The sequence below is a fragment of the Sphingomonas cavernae genome (assembly GCF_003590775.1).
GTDB classification, from domain to species: Bacteria; Pseudomonadota; Alphaproteobacteria; order Sphingomonadales; family Sphingomonadaceae; genus Sphingobium_A; species Sphingobium_A cavernae.
In genome coordinates, this window is the sequence record NZ_QYUM01000003.1 from 302,204 (window position 1) to 316,831 (window position 14,628).

Here is a 14,628-nt window from a genome sequence, read left to right on the forward strand (position 1 = left end):
ATGCCGAGCCTCGTCTCCGAGGCGAAGGGGCCGGGACCGCAGATCACGGGCTTTGCCGAGGGCGGCTTCAGGATCGACGGGCAGGTCTATCGACGCGGCGCGCTGCTGACGCCGGTGAGCGTGACCGCGTGGGACGCCCCCTTATTGGAAGCGCTGGCCGAGGGCGACGTCGCGGCGCTGCTTGCGATCGAACCGCAGCCCGAATTCCTGTTGCTGGGCACTGGCGCGGAGATGGCGCGGCCGGCGCGGGGCTTCGTCGACGTGCTTGAAGCGCGGGGCATCGGGGTCGAGGCGATGGACAGCAGGGCTGCGGCGCGTGCCTGGGGCGTGCTGAGGGCCGAGCAGCGCTGGATCGTCGCGGCGCTGCTACCGCTTCAACGCTGAAAGGTGCGCGAACAGCGCGTCGCTGTTCGCTTCCCATGTGAAACGCTCGGCGGTCGTCCGGACCTGCGCAGGGTCGGGCGGACTCGCCAGCAATTCGGCGATGGCGGCGGCGATCGGGCGCGATTCGCGCGCGACGATGCGCCCCGCGTCGGGCCGATCGAGCAGTTCGCGCGCGCCGCCGCAATCGCTGATGACGGTCGGCGTGCCGCAGGCCAGCGCCTCGACCCAGGCATTGGCGAGCCCCTCGGATGACGAAGGCAGCGCCATCACGTCCGCCGCCGCGAGCCAGCCGGGAAGCGCATCGTGCGCGATACTGCCGAGGAAGCGCACGCGCCCGGCGACGCCCAGCCGTGCGGCCTGCGCTTCGAGCGCGCCGCGGTCGGGACCTTCGCCGGCGAGCGCGAGCGTGACGCCGGGAAGCAGCGTGAGTGCGTCGAGCAGCAACGCCTGACCCTTGCGCGCGATGAGCGCGCCGACGCTGAGGACGAGCGGGCCGGCGATGCCGCGCTCGGCCTTGAGCAGGGCGCGGTCGCCGGGGCGGAAGCGATCGAGATCGACGCCGGTGTAGTGGACGCGTGACCGCTCGACGGGAATGCCCAGCGCCGCCATGTCGTCTCTCAGCGCGGCGCTGACCGCGAGCAGGCCGTCAGCCGATGCGCCGGCCCTGCGAATTTCCCTGCGGCTGCCGCGCTGGACGCCCCAATAGTGGATGTCCGCGCCGCGCGCCTTGACCGAGAAGGGGAGGCCGAGCGCGCGCGCGATCCGCATCGCGGCGGGGCCGTCGGGAAAGAAGAACTGCGCGTCGACCACGTCGAAAGGGCGTTCGGCGTGAATCCTGCGCGCGAGCGGCAGCACCGCGCGCGCCATCAGCGCGGCCGAGGCGAAGCCGTTGCCGCCCGGGATGACGGGAAAGCGCGGTCGGTGGACGGTGAGGCCCTTCCAGCGTTCGGCAAGCGGAATCGCGTCGAACATGCGATAGCGCGCATGGTGCGACAGCGGCCAGGGCGGGATCCCGATCGGCGCGATGACCTCCAGCTCCACATCGTCGCGCGCGGCGAGCCCTAGCGTTTGTCGCTCGACGAACACGCCGAAATTGGGCCGGCTCGCATCGGGGAAGAGCGAGGACAGGGTGAGCGCGCGGAGCATCGCGCCATATTAACGGCGCGAGGTTAAGAAAGTCGGGATCAGCTCTGGAAAACCGTGTCGAGCCGCTTCGCGGTGGGATAGGCGAAGAGGATGTCGCTGCCCTCTTCGGCGGAAAGCGGTGCGGCGTCCTCGATCAGCCAGGTCTCGCCTGCCTTCCATGGCGCGCCGCCGATATTGCCGGCGCCGGCTACGGGCACGAACCACCCGGGCACCCCTTGCGGCATGACGATCGTGCGATGTGACGGCGGGCGCCAGCGTTCAAGCACAAATTTCGGCCCTTCGGCGAGGATCGTTCGGCCGGACTCCGCCTCTTCGGGCGCAAAGTCGGGGACGAAGGGGCGCGCGTCCGAAACCTTTATGCCTTCATCGAGATGAAGTTCGCGCGGTCGGCCATAATCGTAGAGGCGGTAGGTGAGGTCGACATTCTGCTGAACCTCGACCAGCGTAATCCCTGCGCCGATCGCGTGGACGGTGCCCGCGGGCGAATAGAAGACGTCGCCCGCGCTCACCGGTTTCCAGTCCACCAGCCGTTCGATGCTGCCGCCGAGCGCGGCCGCGCGCAGCGTTTCACGGTCGACGGGCTGTCTGGTGCCGATCGCGATCGTCGAGTCGCGCTCGGCGGCGAGGATCACCCACGCCTCGTCCTTGCCGCGCGGATGGCCCGCGGCCTGCGCGGCCTTGTCATCGGGGTGAACCTGAATCGAGAGTTTCTCGGCGGTGAAGAGATATTTGACGAGCAGTTCGGGCGCGTCGTCGGCTTCGTCCTGGAACCAGATCTCGCCCACCGGTTCGCCGTCGGGCGCAGGATCGGCGAAGCCCGGCCACAGATGATGACGGCCCCAGGGTTTTTCGACGCGGTGTGTCTTCAGGCGTTTTGCGCTCATTGCCGGCTCCTTGCCTCCGGTTAAGACCAATGCCCGACCATGCGCAAGCGTTCCGGAGAGGCGCCCCGAAATTGTGCCGGACAGAGGCAATCTCGGCGCTTGGCGAAGACCGATTGCTTCGCTAGAACCCCGCCTCATGCGTAATTCTGCCCTGAAGCCGATCGCCCTCCTCATCGGCGTCGCCCTTATCGCCCCGCTCGCCGGTTGTGCGCGCACCTCTGCCAGCACAAAGGCCGACACCAACTATGTGGCGAGCGACGTCAACACGCTTTACACCGCGGCGAAGGACCGGCTCGACCGGGGGCAGTACAAGCTTGCCGCCGCGCTGTTCGACGAGGTCGAGCGCCAGCATCCCTATTCGCCCTGGGCGCGTCGCGCGCAGCTCATGAGCGCGTTCAGCTATTACGCGGCGAAGGAATATAATGATTCTATCCAGTCGGCGCAGCGCTTCCTGGCGATCCATCCGGGCAACAAGGACGCGTCCTACGCCTATTACCTGATCGCGCTCGATTATTACGAGCAGATCACTGACGTGACGCGCGACCAGAAGATCACCCAGCAGGCGCTGAGCTCGCTGGGCGAGCTGATCCGCCGCTATCCCGACACGCGCTATGCCGCGGACGCGCGCCTGAAGGTTGACCTCGTCAACGATCACCTTGCGGGCAAGGAGATGGAGATCGGGCGCTTCTATCAGCGGCGTTCGCAGTGGCTCGCCTCGGTCGTCCGCTTCCGCGCGGTGGTCGACGACTATGAGACGACGACTCACGCGCCCGAGGCGTTGATGCGGCTCACCGAGAGCTATCTGGCGCTCGGCATGCGCGATGAAGCCAAGAAGTCCGCGTCGGTTCTCGGCACCAACTATCCGGGCACCAAATGGTACGAACGCGCCTACGAATTGATGGAGCGCAATCCCGCCTGACGGGGGCAAGTCCAGTATCATCGTCATTCCCGCGAAAGCGGGAATCCCGCTGCCTTTCCGGTTCGTGCTCCGGGCTTGACCCGGAGCCCATGCCGAAAACGACCGTATGCCCGGGAAAATGGGCTCCTGCTTTCGCAGGAGCACTGAACCCTATTAAACGCACGATGATCTGGCGAAAGAAAAGCGGGATTCCCGCTTTCGCGGGAATGACGAAGAGGAAAACTTCGCTTAAACGAAGCATCCATGCTTTCCGCCCTCGCCATTCGTGACGTCGTGCTCATCGAAGCGCTCGACCTTGAGTTCGGGTACGGGCTTGGCGTGCTGACCGGAGAGACCGGTGCGGGCAAATCGATCCTGCTCGATGCGCTGGGGCTGGCGCTGGGCGCGCGCGCCGATAGCGGACTCGTGCGCCATGGCCAGAATCAGGCGAGCGTCACCGCGAGCTTTGAGTTGAACCGCCGCGATCATCCTGCGCTGGCGCTGCTTGCCGAGAATGGGCTCGAGCCGCAAGAGGGCGAGCCGCTGATCGTACGGCGCGTCGTCAAGGGTGATGGCGGCAGCCGCGCCTTCATAAACGACCAGCCGGTATCCGCGGGGCTGTTGCGCGACGTGGGCACGGCGCTGGTCGAAATCCACGGCCAGCATGACGATCGCGGGCTACTCAATCCCAAGGGCCACCGCGCGCTGCTCGACAGCTTCGCGCGCGCCGATACCGCTGCGGTCGAGGCCGCGCATGGCGCGTGGCGCGCGGCCGAGGCCGCGCTCGAGCAGGCGCGGATGGACATCGCGACTGCCGAGCAGGACCGCGAATGGCTGGAACACGCGATCGACGAACTGCGACGCTTCGACCCGCAGGAGGGCGAGGAGGAGAGCCTCGCAACCGAACGCGCCGATATGCAGAAGGGTGCCCGAATTTCGGACGACCTGATCGCCGTGATGTCGGCCTTTGAGGGATCGGACGGCGGCTTGACGCAATTGCGCCAGGCGGCGCGGCGACTCGACCGGATGGCGGGCGAGCACGAACTGCTTGCCGAGGCGCTGGCGGCGCTCGACCGCGCCGTGATCGAAGCGTCCGAGGCCGAGGAGAAGCTGGAAGCCGCTGGCGAGGCGCTGCGCCATGATCCCGAACGGCTCGAGGCGATCGAGACACGGCTGTTCGAACTGCGCGCGCTCGCGCGTAAGCACCGTGTCGGCCCCGATGAGCTCGGCGCGCTGCTGCGCGAGCTCGAGGACCGCCATGCGCGGATCGAGGCGGGGACCGAGGGGCTCGCCAAGCTCGAAGCAGACTGCGCGGCGAAGGCGGCCAGCTATCGCGAAGCCGCCGACGCGCTGAGCGCGCAGCGCCGCGCCGCAGCGGAGAGGCTCGACGCCGCAGTGAAGACCGAGCTGGCGCCTCTGAAGCTCGACGCCGCGCGCTTTCGCACAGCGGTCGACGCGTTGCCCGAGGGCCAATGGGGCCCGCACGGCAAGGATCGCGTGGAGTTCGAGATTTCGACCAACCCCGGCGCGCCCTTCGCCCCGCTCATCAAGATCGCGTCGGGCGGCGAGCTTTCACGCTTCATCCTCGCGCTCAAGGTATCGCTCGCCGAAGAAGGCGGTGCGGCGACGATGATCTTCGACGAGATCGACCGCGGCGTCGGCGGCGCGGTGGCGAGCGCGATCGGGGAACGTCTCGCGCGGCTGGCGGGCAAGACCCAGCTTCTCGTGGTCACGCACAGTCCGCAGGTCGCGGCGCGGGGCGCGGCGCACATGTTGATCGCCAAGAGCCACGATGGGGTGGTGACGCGCACCGGCGTCGTGCGGCTGGCCGATGGCGAGCGTCGCGAGGAAATCGCGCGGATGCTGTCGGGCGCAAGCGTTACCGATGAGGCGCGCGCGCAGGCGTTGAGGCTGCTGGAGGCGGCCTAGAGGCGGACCGTTTGAGGTAGTGGTGCTTTGTGCTTCCGCCCAAGCGGGAATCAGGCTCTATTCAAAGCCTTCTCGAACGAAGGGCGGTACCGCGACTATGAAGCTGTCGTCCATCAGATCCCGGCTCGGCCGCGCCGCAAACACAGCGATGCTGAGCAATGTCGCGCGATCCGTCCGCCGTGACCGACTCACCTATCTTTCGCCCGCCAAGCTGCTTCGGATCGAGCGCGCGCTCGACACGACGCTCCGCCCCGATGTGCCCGGCGACATTGTCGAGTTCGGCGTCGCGCTCGGGGGGTCGGCGATCCTGCTTGCGAAGCGGGCAATCCCGCCGCGCCGCTTCTTCGGTCTCGATGTCTTCGCGATGATCCCCCCGCCGACGTCCGACAAGGACGATAGCCGGTCGAAACAGCGCTATCAGGACATATTGGAGGGCAGTTCGTCGGGCATCGGCGGCGACGTCTATTATGGCTATCGGGACGATCTGTACGAATATGTCAGCCGCCAGTTGAGCCGCTATGGCACGCCCGTGGACGGCGTGCGCGTGAACCTCGTCAAGGGATTGTTCGAGGAAAGCTGGCCGACGCTTGAGATATCCTCACTGGCCTTCGCGCATATCGACTGCGACTGGTACGATCCCGTCAAATATTGCCTGAATGCGGCGGCGCCACGCCTCAGCCGCGGCGGGCTGATAGTGATGGACGATTATCACGACTATGCGGGCTGCAAGGCGGCGGTCGACGAATTCCTGATCGCGAACCCCGGCTTTGAAATGCTGGACGGCGTAAATCCTGTTCTGCGCCATCGGCGCTCTTGATCGCCGCCGCACTTCTCCCGTACCGCATGGCCATGTCCGCGCCGCTGCCCCCTACCGACGAAGAAGCCGCCACCGAACTCGAGCGCCTTGCTGCCGAGATCGCGCATCACAACCGGCTCTATCACACCGATGACGCGCCCGAGATTTCAGATGCGGCCTATGACGCGCTGGTGCAGCGCAATACCGCGATCGAGACGGCGTTTCCGCATCTGATCCGCGTCGACTCGCCGAGCCGGCAGGTTGGGGCGGCCCCTGCCGAACATCTCGGCAAGGTGCGCCATGCGCGCCAGATGTTCAGCCTCGACAATGCGTTCGCTGAATCGGACGTGCTCGAATTCGTTGTGCGCATCCGGCGTTTCCTGGCGCTGGGCGCCGAGGACCGTGTCGCCTTTACCGCCGAGCCCAAGATCGACGGGCTCTCGTGCTCGCTGCGCTATGAAAAGGGCGTGCTCGTGCTCGCGGCGACGCGCGGCGACGGGCAGGTGGGCGAGGACGTGACCGCCAATGTGCGGACGATTGCCGATATTCCGCAGCGGCTTAAGGGCAATGTGCCCGACGTGTTCGAGGTGCGCGGCGAGGTCTATATGGCCAAGGACGATTTCGCGGCCTTGAACGAGAGGCTGCTCGCCGAGGCCGACGATCCCGCCAAGGCGCGCCAGTTCGCCAATCCGCGCAATGCCGCGGCGGGGTCGCTGCGCCAGAAGGACCCGACGGTTACCGCGTCGCGGCCCCTGCGATTCTGGGCGCATGGTTGGGGCGAGGTTTCGGCGCTGCCCGCCGACACGCAATTGGGTGTCATGAAGGCAATCGAGAGCTGGGGGCTTCCGGTAAGCGACCTGCTGGTCCATGCCGACCTGATCGAAGTGGCGCTCGCGCATTATCGCAAGATCGAGGAGCAGCGCGCCGGGCTGCCCTATGACATTGACGGCGTGGTCTACAAGGTCGACCGGCTCGACTGGCAGCAGCGCCTCGGCTTTGTCGCCAAGGCGCCGCGCTGGGGGCTGGCGCACAAATTCCCGGCCGAACAGGCGCAGACGATTCTGCGCGCGATCGACATTCAGGTTGGTCGAACGGGCAAGCTGACCCCGGTGGCGCGGCTCGAGCCCGTGGGCGTGGGCGGGGTGATCGTCACCAACGCTACGCTCCACAATGCCGACGAGATCGAACGGCTGGGCGCGCGGCCGGGCGATCGCGTTGTCGTCCAGCGCGCGGGCGACGTGATCCCGCAAATCGTCGAGGTGCTGACCAAGGACGAGGAGCGACCGGCCTTCGTCTTTCCCGATACCTGCCCACAATGCGGATCGGACGCGGTGCGCGAGGAGGGTGAGGTCGATGTCCGCTGCACCGGCGGGCTGATCTGCCCCGCGCAGCGCGTCGAAAGGCTCAGGCATTTCGTCAGCCGACAGGCGCTCGACATCGAGGGGCTGGGCGAGACAAGCATCATCGCCTTTTTCAACGACGGGCTGATCCAATCACCCGCCGACATCTTCCGGCTGAAGGACCGGCGCGAGGATCTGATCGGGCGCGAGCGTTGGGCGGAAACCTCGGTCGACAACCTGCTTGCCGCGATAGACGCCAAGCGCGCCTCGCCACTCGACCGCTTCCTCTTCGCGCTGGGCATTCGCCATGTCGGACAGGTGACTGCGCGCGATCTCGCGCGGCGCTATTCGACAATGGCCGCGCTGCAGGCGATGATCGAAACGGCGCTTGGCAAGCGCGCGGAACTGATCCCCGCGATTGGCGAGAGCGACGACAAGTTTCGTCAACGTGTCGGCAAGGATTTAGCGGCGATCGTCGAGACGCCCGGCGTCGGCCCGGAGGTCGCGATGGCATTGCTCGACTTCTTCGCCGAGGAGCATAATCAGGAAGTCCTCGCCGATCTGCTCGATCAGATGGACATTCAGGCCGTCGTCCATGAAACGCGCGCGTCTGAGGTCAGCGGCAAGACGGTGGTGTTCACGGGCAGCCTCGAGACGATGAGCCGCGACGAGGCCAAGGCGCAGGCCGAATCGCTGGGCGCCAAGGTTTCGGGATCGGTGTCGGCCAAGACCGATCTTGTGGTCGCCGGGCCAGGAGCCGGCTCCAAGCTCAAAAAGGCGAGCGAGCTGGACATTCGCGTGATCGACGAGGCCGGCTGGGCCGACATCGTCAAGGCCGCGCAATAGTGACGATATCCTTCACGCCATTTTAACCGCCACTACGCATGCTTGTCCTGTGGGGACGACGCTGTTTCGCGGGGGCGAAACGGCGATCGGTTGTTCATTTCCGGCAAGGGACGGCCACAACCCATGGGTCACGCAGACATTATCGACGAATCATCGAAGGACGACGGCGCGGACTCGGATCGGCGCGGCGCCCAGCGATTCATGACCATCCTGCGCGTTGGCAAGCTGGTGACGGGCGGCGCGCAGGAACTGTGCCTGATTCGGAATATTTCGGCGGGCGGGCTGATGGCCCATGTCTATGCGCAGCACGAAATCGGCGACCGGGTCGAGATCGAATTCAAGTCCGATGAGCGACTTTCGGGCGAGGTCGTCTGGGTCGAGGAAGGCCGCGTCGGCGTGCGCTTCGAGGGGGAGATCGAGGTCAGCGACATCCTGACGCACCGCACCGCGCCCGATGGCCGCAAATCGCGCCCGCCGCGGATCGAGGTGGAGGGCCGTGCGCGAATCAAGGTTGGCGATGTGCGCCACGAGGTCGTGGTGCGCGATTTCTCGCAAGGCGGGATCAAGGTCGAGCTCGACGCGCCGCTGAAGGTGGGCGAGGACGCGGTGATCACGGTCGAGGGCATGCACCCCGTCAGGGGCATCGTGCGCTGGTCCCGCGACGGCATGGCGGGGCTGTCCTTCATCAAGCCCATCGCGTTCGATGAACTCATCCGCTGGCTCGAGGCGCAGGGTCAGGCATAGGCGATCAGCCGCCCTGCGGCGGCGACTGCGAGCCACAGCAGCAGCGAAGCGAGCGCCATGATGCGCGCGCCGGCTGGCGGCTCGGCTCGGCCATCGGCAAGCGCGCGGTTCCACAAGAGGCGAAAGCCGAGAGCATTGGCGAGTGCCAGCGCGACCAGCGCCTGCTTCCACTGAAACAGCGGCGCCACGACGAGCGTCGCCGCGTCGGCGGCGAACAGCACGATGCCGCTCGCGCCCATCAGCCCGATGCCCGCGATCGCCATTGGCGTCACCGCCCGCGAGAGCGCGCGCAGTGGCAGGGCACGGAACAGCCCGATGATTCGCAGATCGAGCAACCCGATCCCTCCGACGATCAGCACGAAGCCGAGCAAGTGGAGCAGGTTGGCCGCGGGATAGGCCGAGGCTGAGCCGCGCGCCCATTGGCCAAGGCCGGATTCCTGCAGGGCGGTTGCGAACGCGGCGAGCGATTCCACGCCTCAGCGCAGCTCGACCGTCTTGCCGCCCGCGGTGACGCGCTCGATCCGCATTTCGGGCGTTCCGTCGCGGCGGGGATAACCTTCGAGCGTCACCTTCTTGTCGGGCGCGAGCATTGCCTTGGACAGCCCGCGCGCTTCCATCCGCGCGACAGGGGCCAGGATCACGTCCCAGGTGCGCTTCTGGTAGGTCACCTTCGCGGTGCCGTGCGGGTTGCCCCAGTTGAGCGACTGCAGCGGCGCGGTGACCTTGATGACCTTTTCGGCGTCGTAGGAACTCCAGCCGTGATGCGCGAGCGCGGCGGCGGGCATGGCAAGCGCGATGACGGCGGCAAGCAGGGGACGGGGCATCGTCATTCTCCTCGGCTGCGGGAATATACGCCTGATCCGACGGATATATCCATGGCCGCCCGCAGCGATTTCGTCCCACGGTCGCGTTGTGCTATTTTGTTGCAATGGAAACCGAATCTCATGTGCTCGAGCGCCCGCCCGAGGGGGCCGGCGCTGACTGGACGATACCGCAGGACTGGCAGGCCTATGGCGACGCCGAACATCGCGTATGGGACACGCTGTTCGCGCGGCAATCGAAGCTGTTGCCCGGCCGCGTTTCCGAGGCGTTCCTGCGCGGGCTCGACGTGCTCAGGCTGTCCAAGCCGGGCATTCCCGATTTCGAGGAACTGTCCGAGCGGCTGATGAAGCTGACCGGCTGGCAGGTCGTCGCCGTTCCCGGGCTGGTTCCCGACGAGGTGTTCTTCGACCACCTCGCCAATCGCCGCTTCGTTGCGGGTAATTTCATCCGCCGCGCTGACCAGCTCGACTATCTGCAGGAGCCCGACGTCTTTCACGACGTGTTCGGCCATGTGCCGATGCTCGCCGATCCGGTTTTCGCCGATTATATGGCGGCCTATGGCAAGGGCGGTCAGCGGGCGCTCGAATACGGATCGCTCAAGCAACTTGCACGGCTCTACTGGTACACGGTCGAGTTCGGGTTGATCGAAGAGGCTGGCGGACTGCGCATCTACGGGTCCGGGATCGTATCGAGCCATGGCGAAAGCCTGTTCGCGCTCGATGATCCGAGCCCCAACCGCATCCGCTTCGACCTGAAGCGCGTCATGCGGACGGACTACAGGATCGACGATTTTCAGCAGAACTATTTCGTCATTCCCGATTTCGAAACGCTGCTGCACACGACGGTCGAAACCGATTTCGCGCCGCTCTATACCGAGCTCGCGACGCTGCCCGATATCGCGATCGCCGACATTCTGCCCGAAGACGACGTGATCACGCACGGCACCCAGGACTATGCGCGGAAACGAGCGGCAGAATGATCAGGGCCGGTTTGCTCTGGGCGGGCACGCTGGCCTTGATGCTGGTGGCGTGCGGCGAAACCGCGAAGGACAATGCCGTCGCGCCGGTCGACGGTGAGAGCGCGGGCGTCAACGCGGCGATCCCGTCTCCCGCAATGCTCAATTCGGTGCTGCCGCAACGGACGCCAACGGCAGCGCCGGTTGCCGGGAGCTTTGCAGCGGTGTCGAACACAGCGATGAGCGTGACAGGCGATGTGACAATCGCCGCTGACACACTGAGCTTTTCGCTCGATCAGAGCTACGGCACGGGCGGCGCGAGCGTGACAACCGCGGCTTCGCCCTATGCCGGCGCGGACATATGGGCTGACCTGTTCGGGGTCACCGCCGATACGCCGGTCGAAATTCGGCCCGTGACCTCGGAGCAGGTGGGCGCCAAGGCGCGCAATGGCGGGCTTTGCGGGAAGGCGAAGGCGAGTTTCGTGGCGATTGCCCGCAAGGCGGCGGGCACCCCCGACGAACTGCTCCAGATCGCGGCCTTTCAGGGGCCGGCCGCGCCGGGGAACGGCGCGAGCCCGGACAGCTTGTGCGGCACCTATACCTACATGCCCAAGGGCAACTAGACCGCGGCACGTTAAATCGGGTTCAGTGCTCCTGCGAAAGCAGGAGCCCATTTGTCCGCTCGCCTTGCCGCTTCCGACATGGGCTCCGGGTCAAGCCCGGAGCACCAGCATGGATCAGATTTACGCACGATGGCCTACCCGAAGCGCCTGCGCTTCCTCAGCATCAGCGTCGGCCATTCGCCGCGGTCGATCCGGCCGGCAAGGCGCAGGCCCTGGCGGCGATAAGCGGTGGCTACACGGTGCGCCTGGCTGTCGAGCAGCCCCGCGAGGATCAGCGTCCCGCCTTCTTCGAGTACCGCGGCGATCGACGGCGCCATTTCAATGAGCGGACCGGCCAGGATATTGGCGATGATAAGGTCATAGGGCGCGCGGCGCTGGATGGTGCGGTGCTGCATCCCCTCCGCGACGACGAGCGCGAGCCGTCCTTCGCGCGTGCCGAGGGGTATGTCATTGATCTCGGCGTTCTCGCGCGTCACGTCGATCGAGATCGGGTCGATATCCGACGCGGTCGCGAAGGCGCGCGGCCAGAGGTGCATCGCGGCGAAGGCCAGCAGGCCGGTGCCCGTGCCGACGTCGATCAGATCGCGGTAGAGATTGCCTTCACGCTTCAGGCGATCGAGCATCATCAGGCAACCCGTGGTGGTCTCGTGCTGGCCCGTGCCGAACGCAAGTCCCGCCTCGATCAGGAAGGGCTTGGCGTTTACAGGAATATTATCCGCGTTGGTCGAGGTATGAACGAAGAAGCGGCCCGCGCGAACGGGCTCGAGGCCTGCCTGGCTGAGCGTAACCCAGTCCGCTTGCTCGACCTTCTCGATCTTTGGCGTGACGCCGGCGGCGCTGGGAATCAGCGCCGTGATCAGCGCAATGGTGACATCGTCGGGCTTGTTCTCGAAATAGGCGTCGAGCTGCCATTGTTCGGGGCGCGCCGGATCGGGCTCGCTGGTCATCAGCACGGGCAACGGGTCGAGTTCGGCGAGCAGGCCGATATCCTCTTCCAATATCCTGGCCTCCTGCGCGGTGCATGGCAGGGTGAGTTTCCAGCTTTCGCCGGTGGACGCATCGCCGGACGAAAAACCGGTTTCCACCTTTTCTGGCGTATGCTTAGCGGACATAGGACGCTCCGTTGATATCCAGCACCGCGCCCGTCATCGAAGGGGGCGCGTCGAGCGCGAGAAACCGCGCGGCTTCGGCAATTTCGGCGGGTTCGGCAACGCGGCCAAGCGGAATCTCTGCGAGCAGTGCTGCACCGCCGTCGCAGTCCAGATGCGCCTCGGCCATCCCCGTCATGGTGAAGCCGGGGCAGATCGCAAAGGCGTAAATCCCCTCGGCAGCATAGCCCCGTGCGATCGACTTCGTCATCCCGATCATGCCTGCCTTCGACGCGGCATAGTGCCAGTGCGCGGGGCTGTCGCCGCGATACGCGGCGCGGCTGGCGATATTGATGATGCGCCCGCCGCCGATCTCGCGAAAATGCAGCACGGCGAGCCGGCTGAGTTCGGCGGCTGCGGTAAGATTCACCTGCATCGTGCGGTCCCAGGCGGAGACCCAGTCGTCATGCGCATCCTCGATCGGCGCCGCCTCGAAGATGCCGGCATTATTGATGAGCACGTCGATGCGGCCGTCGAGGCGATCGAGCGCGGCTTGCCAGAGAGAGGGCGCGGTGTCGGGCACGGCGAGATCGCAAGCGATCAGCCGGTCGGAAGCGGTTCTGCTCGAATGGCCGATGACGCGTGTGGACTCGCCCGTCAGCCGTTCGGCTATCGCAGCACCGATGCCCCGACTGCTGCCGGTGACGAGAATATGGACGGGGTGGGTCATCCCCGCCCCTTAAAGCAAGCGGGCGATGAATCCCAAATGAAGAAGCGTCAGCTCGTGATCTTCTGCAAAAATTGCGCAGCACCTACGCGAAGGCCGTCGAAGCTGCTGTCCGCCTCGGAGAAACCCTGGCGGATGCCTTCCATCTCCGCGGTGACATTTTCGGTATCGGCGCGGATGGCGGCGATGGTGGAAGACATGGAGTCGGCGGCGAGCGCGGTTTCATCGACGGCGGCGGTGATCATGGTGACGGTCTGCGCCTGGACCTCCATGGCCTGACGGATACGCTGCGCGGAGGACTGGACCTCGGCGACGGTGTCGCGGATCGAGGCATTGGTGTCGACAGTGGTGCGGGTGGCGGACTGGATCGCCTCGATCTTGGCGGCGATGTCGTCGGTGGCGCGCGCGGTCTGGCTGGCGAGCGACTTGACCTCCTGGGCGACGACCGCAAAGCCGCGGCCGGCGTCGCCAGCGCGCGCGGCCTCGATGGTGGCGTTGAGCGCAAGCAAATTGGTCTGGCCGGCAATGTCGCGGATGAGCCCGAGGATCGATTCGATCGACTGGGCGTGCGCCGAGAGCATTTGCGAGATCGAGACGGCTTCGCCGGCCTGAGCCGAGGCGCGGGTAGCGACGTCGGCGGCGATCTCGACTTCGGAGCGCGCATCCTCGATCGCGCGGATCAGCCCGGCAGCGGTCTGTGCCGCCTCGCGCATCGCGACCGCCGATTGCTCGGCGGCGGCTGCGACTTCCGAGGTCTTGCCATGCATCCCGCGTGCGGCCTCGACCGCGTTGATCGCCTGTGACCTAAGCGTGGCGCCGCGGTTGGATACCTCGGTGACCGCGGCCGCAATCTGGGAACTGAACGTTTCCGCATCCAGCCCGCGCTGGCGGCTCGCCTCGAGCGTGCGGCGCTCATGGACGTAGCTCGACATCAGCTCGGCTTCGATGAGTGAGATCTGCATCACCGCACTGTTGAGCCGCGTCATGCGCGCGCAATCATCGCCCACCGCGTCGGCAACGAGCGCGATTGTGTATTGGTGCGACGTCGCAAGCGCGGCAAGCACGGTACGCAGCGGAACCTTTGCCTCCTGCGACGCCCAGGCGTTGTCGCGCGCCATGTCCGCCCATTGCTGCGCGGTCGGGCTGGAATATTTGGTGCGGACATAGGCGGTGCTGAAATCGAGCATCTTCTCGCGCTGCGGCGCGGTCAGACGGTCGTAGACCGAACTCGCCGCGCCGTAGTGATCCCAGAAGCAGCGTGCGATGTCGCCTTCGCGCCCCTCGATCAGCGACCAGATCTCCCGGCAATCGCGCGCGAGCGTGTGCTCGCGATCGAAATCCGGCAATCGCTCCGATAGAGCCACCTGAATCTCGGTCGCTCGTTCGTAGCGAGGCTGGCTTTTGCCCTGGCCTTCCATACGCGTCTCTCCTGTTATCGTAATCGCG

15 protein-coding genes are annotated in these 14,628 nt (G+C 66.2%); 8 read left to right on the plus strand and 7 right to left on the minus strand.

Annotated features, from left to right (window positions below; translation table 11 throughout):
* Complete coding sequence (locus tag D3876_RS09165) at positions 1–384, plus strand: Mth938-like domain-containing protein (protein ID WP_119761582.1); 384 nt, start codon at positions 1–3, stop codon at positions 382–384.
* On the opposite strand, the gene D3876_RS09170 is transcribed toward D3876_RS09165, so the two are convergent.
* Positions 367–1,530 carry a glycosyltransferase gene (locus D3876_RS09170; RefSeq protein ID WP_119761584.1) on the minus strand — a complete coding sequence of 388 codons (1,164 nt, stop codon included), beginning with the start codon at positions 1,528–1,530 and terminating at the stop codon, positions 367–369. The two genes, D3876_RS09165 and D3876_RS09170, sit on opposite strands and share 18 nt — an antisense overlap.
* A 38-nt stretch (positions 1,531–1,568) precedes the next feature.
* Positions 1,569–2,414, minus strand: a complete 846-nt coding sequence (locus tag D3876_RS09175) for a class I mannose-6-phosphate isomerase (RefSeq protein ID WP_119761586.1) — start codon at positions 2,412–2,414, stop codon at positions 1,569–1,571.
* A 136-nt stretch (positions 2,415–2,550) separates the two neighbouring features.
* Between D3876_RS09175 and D3876_RS09180 the strand changes: the two genes are divergently transcribed.
* From D3876_RS09180 to D3876_RS09200, 5 genes are all read left to right on the plus strand, one after another.
* Complete coding sequence (locus D3876_RS09180) at positions 2,551–3,333, plus strand: outer membrane protein assembly factor BamD (RefSeq protein ID WP_119761588.1); 783 nt, start codon at positions 2,551–2,553, stop codon at positions 3,331–3,333.
* Positions 3,334–3,576: 243 nt separating this feature from the next.
* Positions 3,577–5,241 (plus strand): DNA repair protein RecN, encoded by a 1,665-nt coding sequence (gene recN / locus D3876_RS09185; RefSeq protein ID WP_119761590.1) that lies wholly within the window; start codon positions 3,577–3,579, stop codon positions 5,239–5,241.
* Positions 5,242–5,338: 97 nt separating this feature from the next.
* A complete protein-coding gene (locus tag D3876_RS09190; protein WP_220475448.1) occupies positions 5,339–6,058 on the plus strand; it encodes a TylF/MycF/NovP-related O-methyltransferase in 720 nt (239 codons plus the stop codon).
* Positions 6,059–6,090: 32 nt separating this feature from the next.
* Positions 6,091–8,223, plus strand: a complete 2,133-nt coding sequence (ligA, locus tag D3876_RS09195) for an NAD-dependent DNA ligase LigA (RefSeq protein ID WP_119763653.1) — start codon at positions 6,091–6,093, stop codon at positions 8,221–8,223.
* Between the two features lie 123 nt (positions 8,224–8,346).
* The gene (locus tag D3876_RS09200) at positions 8,347–8,967 is read left to right on the plus strand and encodes a PilZ domain-containing protein (RefSeq protein ID WP_119761592.1); all 621 of its coding nucleotides are present in this window, start codon (positions 8,347–8,349) and stop codon (positions 8,965–8,967) included.
* On the opposite strand, the gene D3876_RS09205 is transcribed toward D3876_RS09200, so the two are convergent.
* Complete coding sequence (locus D3876_RS09205) at positions 8,958–9,440, minus strand: hypothetical protein (RefSeq protein ID WP_119761594.1); 483 nt, start codon at positions 9,438–9,440, stop codon at positions 8,958–8,960. The genes D3876_RS09200 and D3876_RS09205 overlap by 10 nt on opposite strands.
* 3 nt (positions 9,441–9,443) lie before the next feature.
* On the minus strand, positions 9,444–9,791 hold the full coding sequence (locus D3876_RS09210) for a DUF6152 family protein (RefSeq protein WP_238475310.1): 348 nt from the start codon (positions 9,789–9,791) through the stop codon (positions 9,444–9,446).
* Positions 9,792–9,895: 104 nt separating this feature from the next.
* Between D3876_RS09210 and phhA the strand changes: the two genes are divergently transcribed.
* Both phhA and D3876_RS09220 read left to right on the plus strand, forming a co-directional pair.
* The gene (phhA, locus tag D3876_RS09215) at positions 9,896–10,768 is read left to right on the plus strand and encodes a phenylalanine 4-monooxygenase (RefSeq protein ID WP_119761598.1); all 873 of its coding nucleotides are present in this window, start codon (positions 9,896–9,898) and stop codon (positions 10,766–10,768) included.
* Positions 10,765–11,367, plus strand: a complete 603-nt coding sequence (locus D3876_RS09220) for a hypothetical protein (protein ID WP_119761600.1) — start codon at positions 10,765–10,767, stop codon at positions 11,365–11,367. The genes phhA and D3876_RS09220 overlap by 4 nt, the downstream gene beginning before the upstream one ends.
* 134 nt (positions 11,368–11,501) lie before the next feature.
* Here the strand turns inward: D3876_RS09220 and D3876_RS09225 are convergent, their stop codons facing one another.
* The 3 genes from D3876_RS09225 to D3876_RS09235 are packed head-to-tail and all read right to left on the minus strand — an operon-like array spanning position 11,502 to position 14,600.
* A complete protein-coding gene (locus tag D3876_RS09225; RefSeq protein ID WP_119761602.1) occupies positions 11,502–12,479 on the minus strand; it encodes a 50S ribosomal protein L11 methyltransferase in 978 nt (325 codons plus the stop codon).
* The gene (locus D3876_RS09230; RefSeq protein WP_119761603.1) at positions 12,469–13,185 is read right to left on the minus strand and encodes an SDR family NAD(P)-dependent oxidoreductase; all 717 of its coding nucleotides are present in this window, start codon (positions 13,183–13,185) and stop codon (positions 12,469–12,471) included. The genes D3876_RS09225 and D3876_RS09230 overlap by 11 nt, the downstream gene beginning before the upstream one ends.
* Before the next feature lie 47 nt (positions 13,186–13,232).
* Positions 13,233–14,600, minus strand: coding sequence for a methyl-accepting chemotaxis protein (locus D3876_RS09235; protein ID WP_119761605.1), 1,368 nt, complete (start codon positions 14,598–14,600; stop codon positions 13,233–13,235).
* Positions 14,601–14,628 lie beyond the last annotated feature (28 nt).

What these genes read in the sequence shown, in the direction of transcription:
- phhA (WP_119761598.1), top strand. Translation starts at nt 9,896, where the DNA reads ATGGAAACCGAATCTCATGTGCTCGAGCGCCCGCCCGAGGGGGCCGGC.
- D3876_RS09165 (WP_119761582.1), top strand. Translation starts at nt 1, where the DNA reads ATGCCGAGCCTCGTCTCCGAGGCGAAGGGGCCGGGACCGCAGATCACG.
- D3876_RS09170 (WP_119761584.1), bottom strand. Translation starts at nt 1,530, where the DNA reads ATGCTCCGCGCGCTCACCCTGTCCTCGCTCTTCCCCGATGCGAGCCGG.
- recN (WP_119761590.1), top strand. Translation starts at nt 3,577, where the DNA reads ATGCTTTCCGCCCTCGCCATTCGTGACGTCGTGCTCATCGAAGCGCTC.
- D3876_RS09180 (WP_119761588.1), top strand. Translation starts at nt 2,551, where the DNA reads ATGCGTAATTCTGCCCTGAAGCCGATCGCCCTCCTCATCGGCGTCGCC.
- D3876_RS09200 (WP_119761592.1), top strand. Translation starts at nt 8,347, where the DNA reads ATGGGTCACGCAGACATTATCGACGAATCATCGAAGGACGACGGCGCG.
- D3876_RS09190 (WP_220475448.1), top strand. Translation starts at nt 5,339, where the DNA reads ATGAAGCTGTCGTCCATCAGATCCCGGCTCGGCCGCGCCGCAAACACA.
- D3876_RS09230 (WP_119761603.1), bottom strand. Translation starts at nt 13,185, where the DNA reads ATGACCCACCCCGTCCATATTCTCGTCACCGGCAGCAGTCGGGGCATC.
- D3876_RS09220 (WP_119761600.1), top strand. Translation starts at nt 10,765, where the DNA reads ATGATCAGGGCCGGTTTGCTCTGGGCGGGCACGCTGGCCTTGATGCTG.
- D3876_RS09235 (WP_119761605.1), bottom strand. Translation starts at nt 14,600, where the DNA reads ATGGAAGGCCAGGGCAAAAGCCAGCCTCGCTACGAACGAGCGACCGAG.
- D3876_RS09210 (WP_238475310.1), bottom strand. Translation starts at nt 9,791, where the DNA reads ATGCCCCGTCCCCTGCTTGCCGCCGTCATCGCGCTTGCCATGCCCGCC.
- ligA (WP_119763653.1), top strand. Translation starts at nt 6,091, where the DNA reads ATGTCCGCGCCGCTGCCCCCTACCGACGAAGAAGCCGCCACCGAACTC.
- D3876_RS09175 (WP_119761586.1), bottom strand. Translation starts at nt 2,414, where the DNA reads ATGAGCGCAAAACGCCTGAAGACACACCGCGTCGAAAAACCCTGGGGC.
- D3876_RS09225 (WP_119761602.1), bottom strand. Translation starts at nt 12,479, where the DNA reads ATGTCCGCTAAGCATACGCCAGAAAAGGTGGAAACCGGTTTTTCGTCC.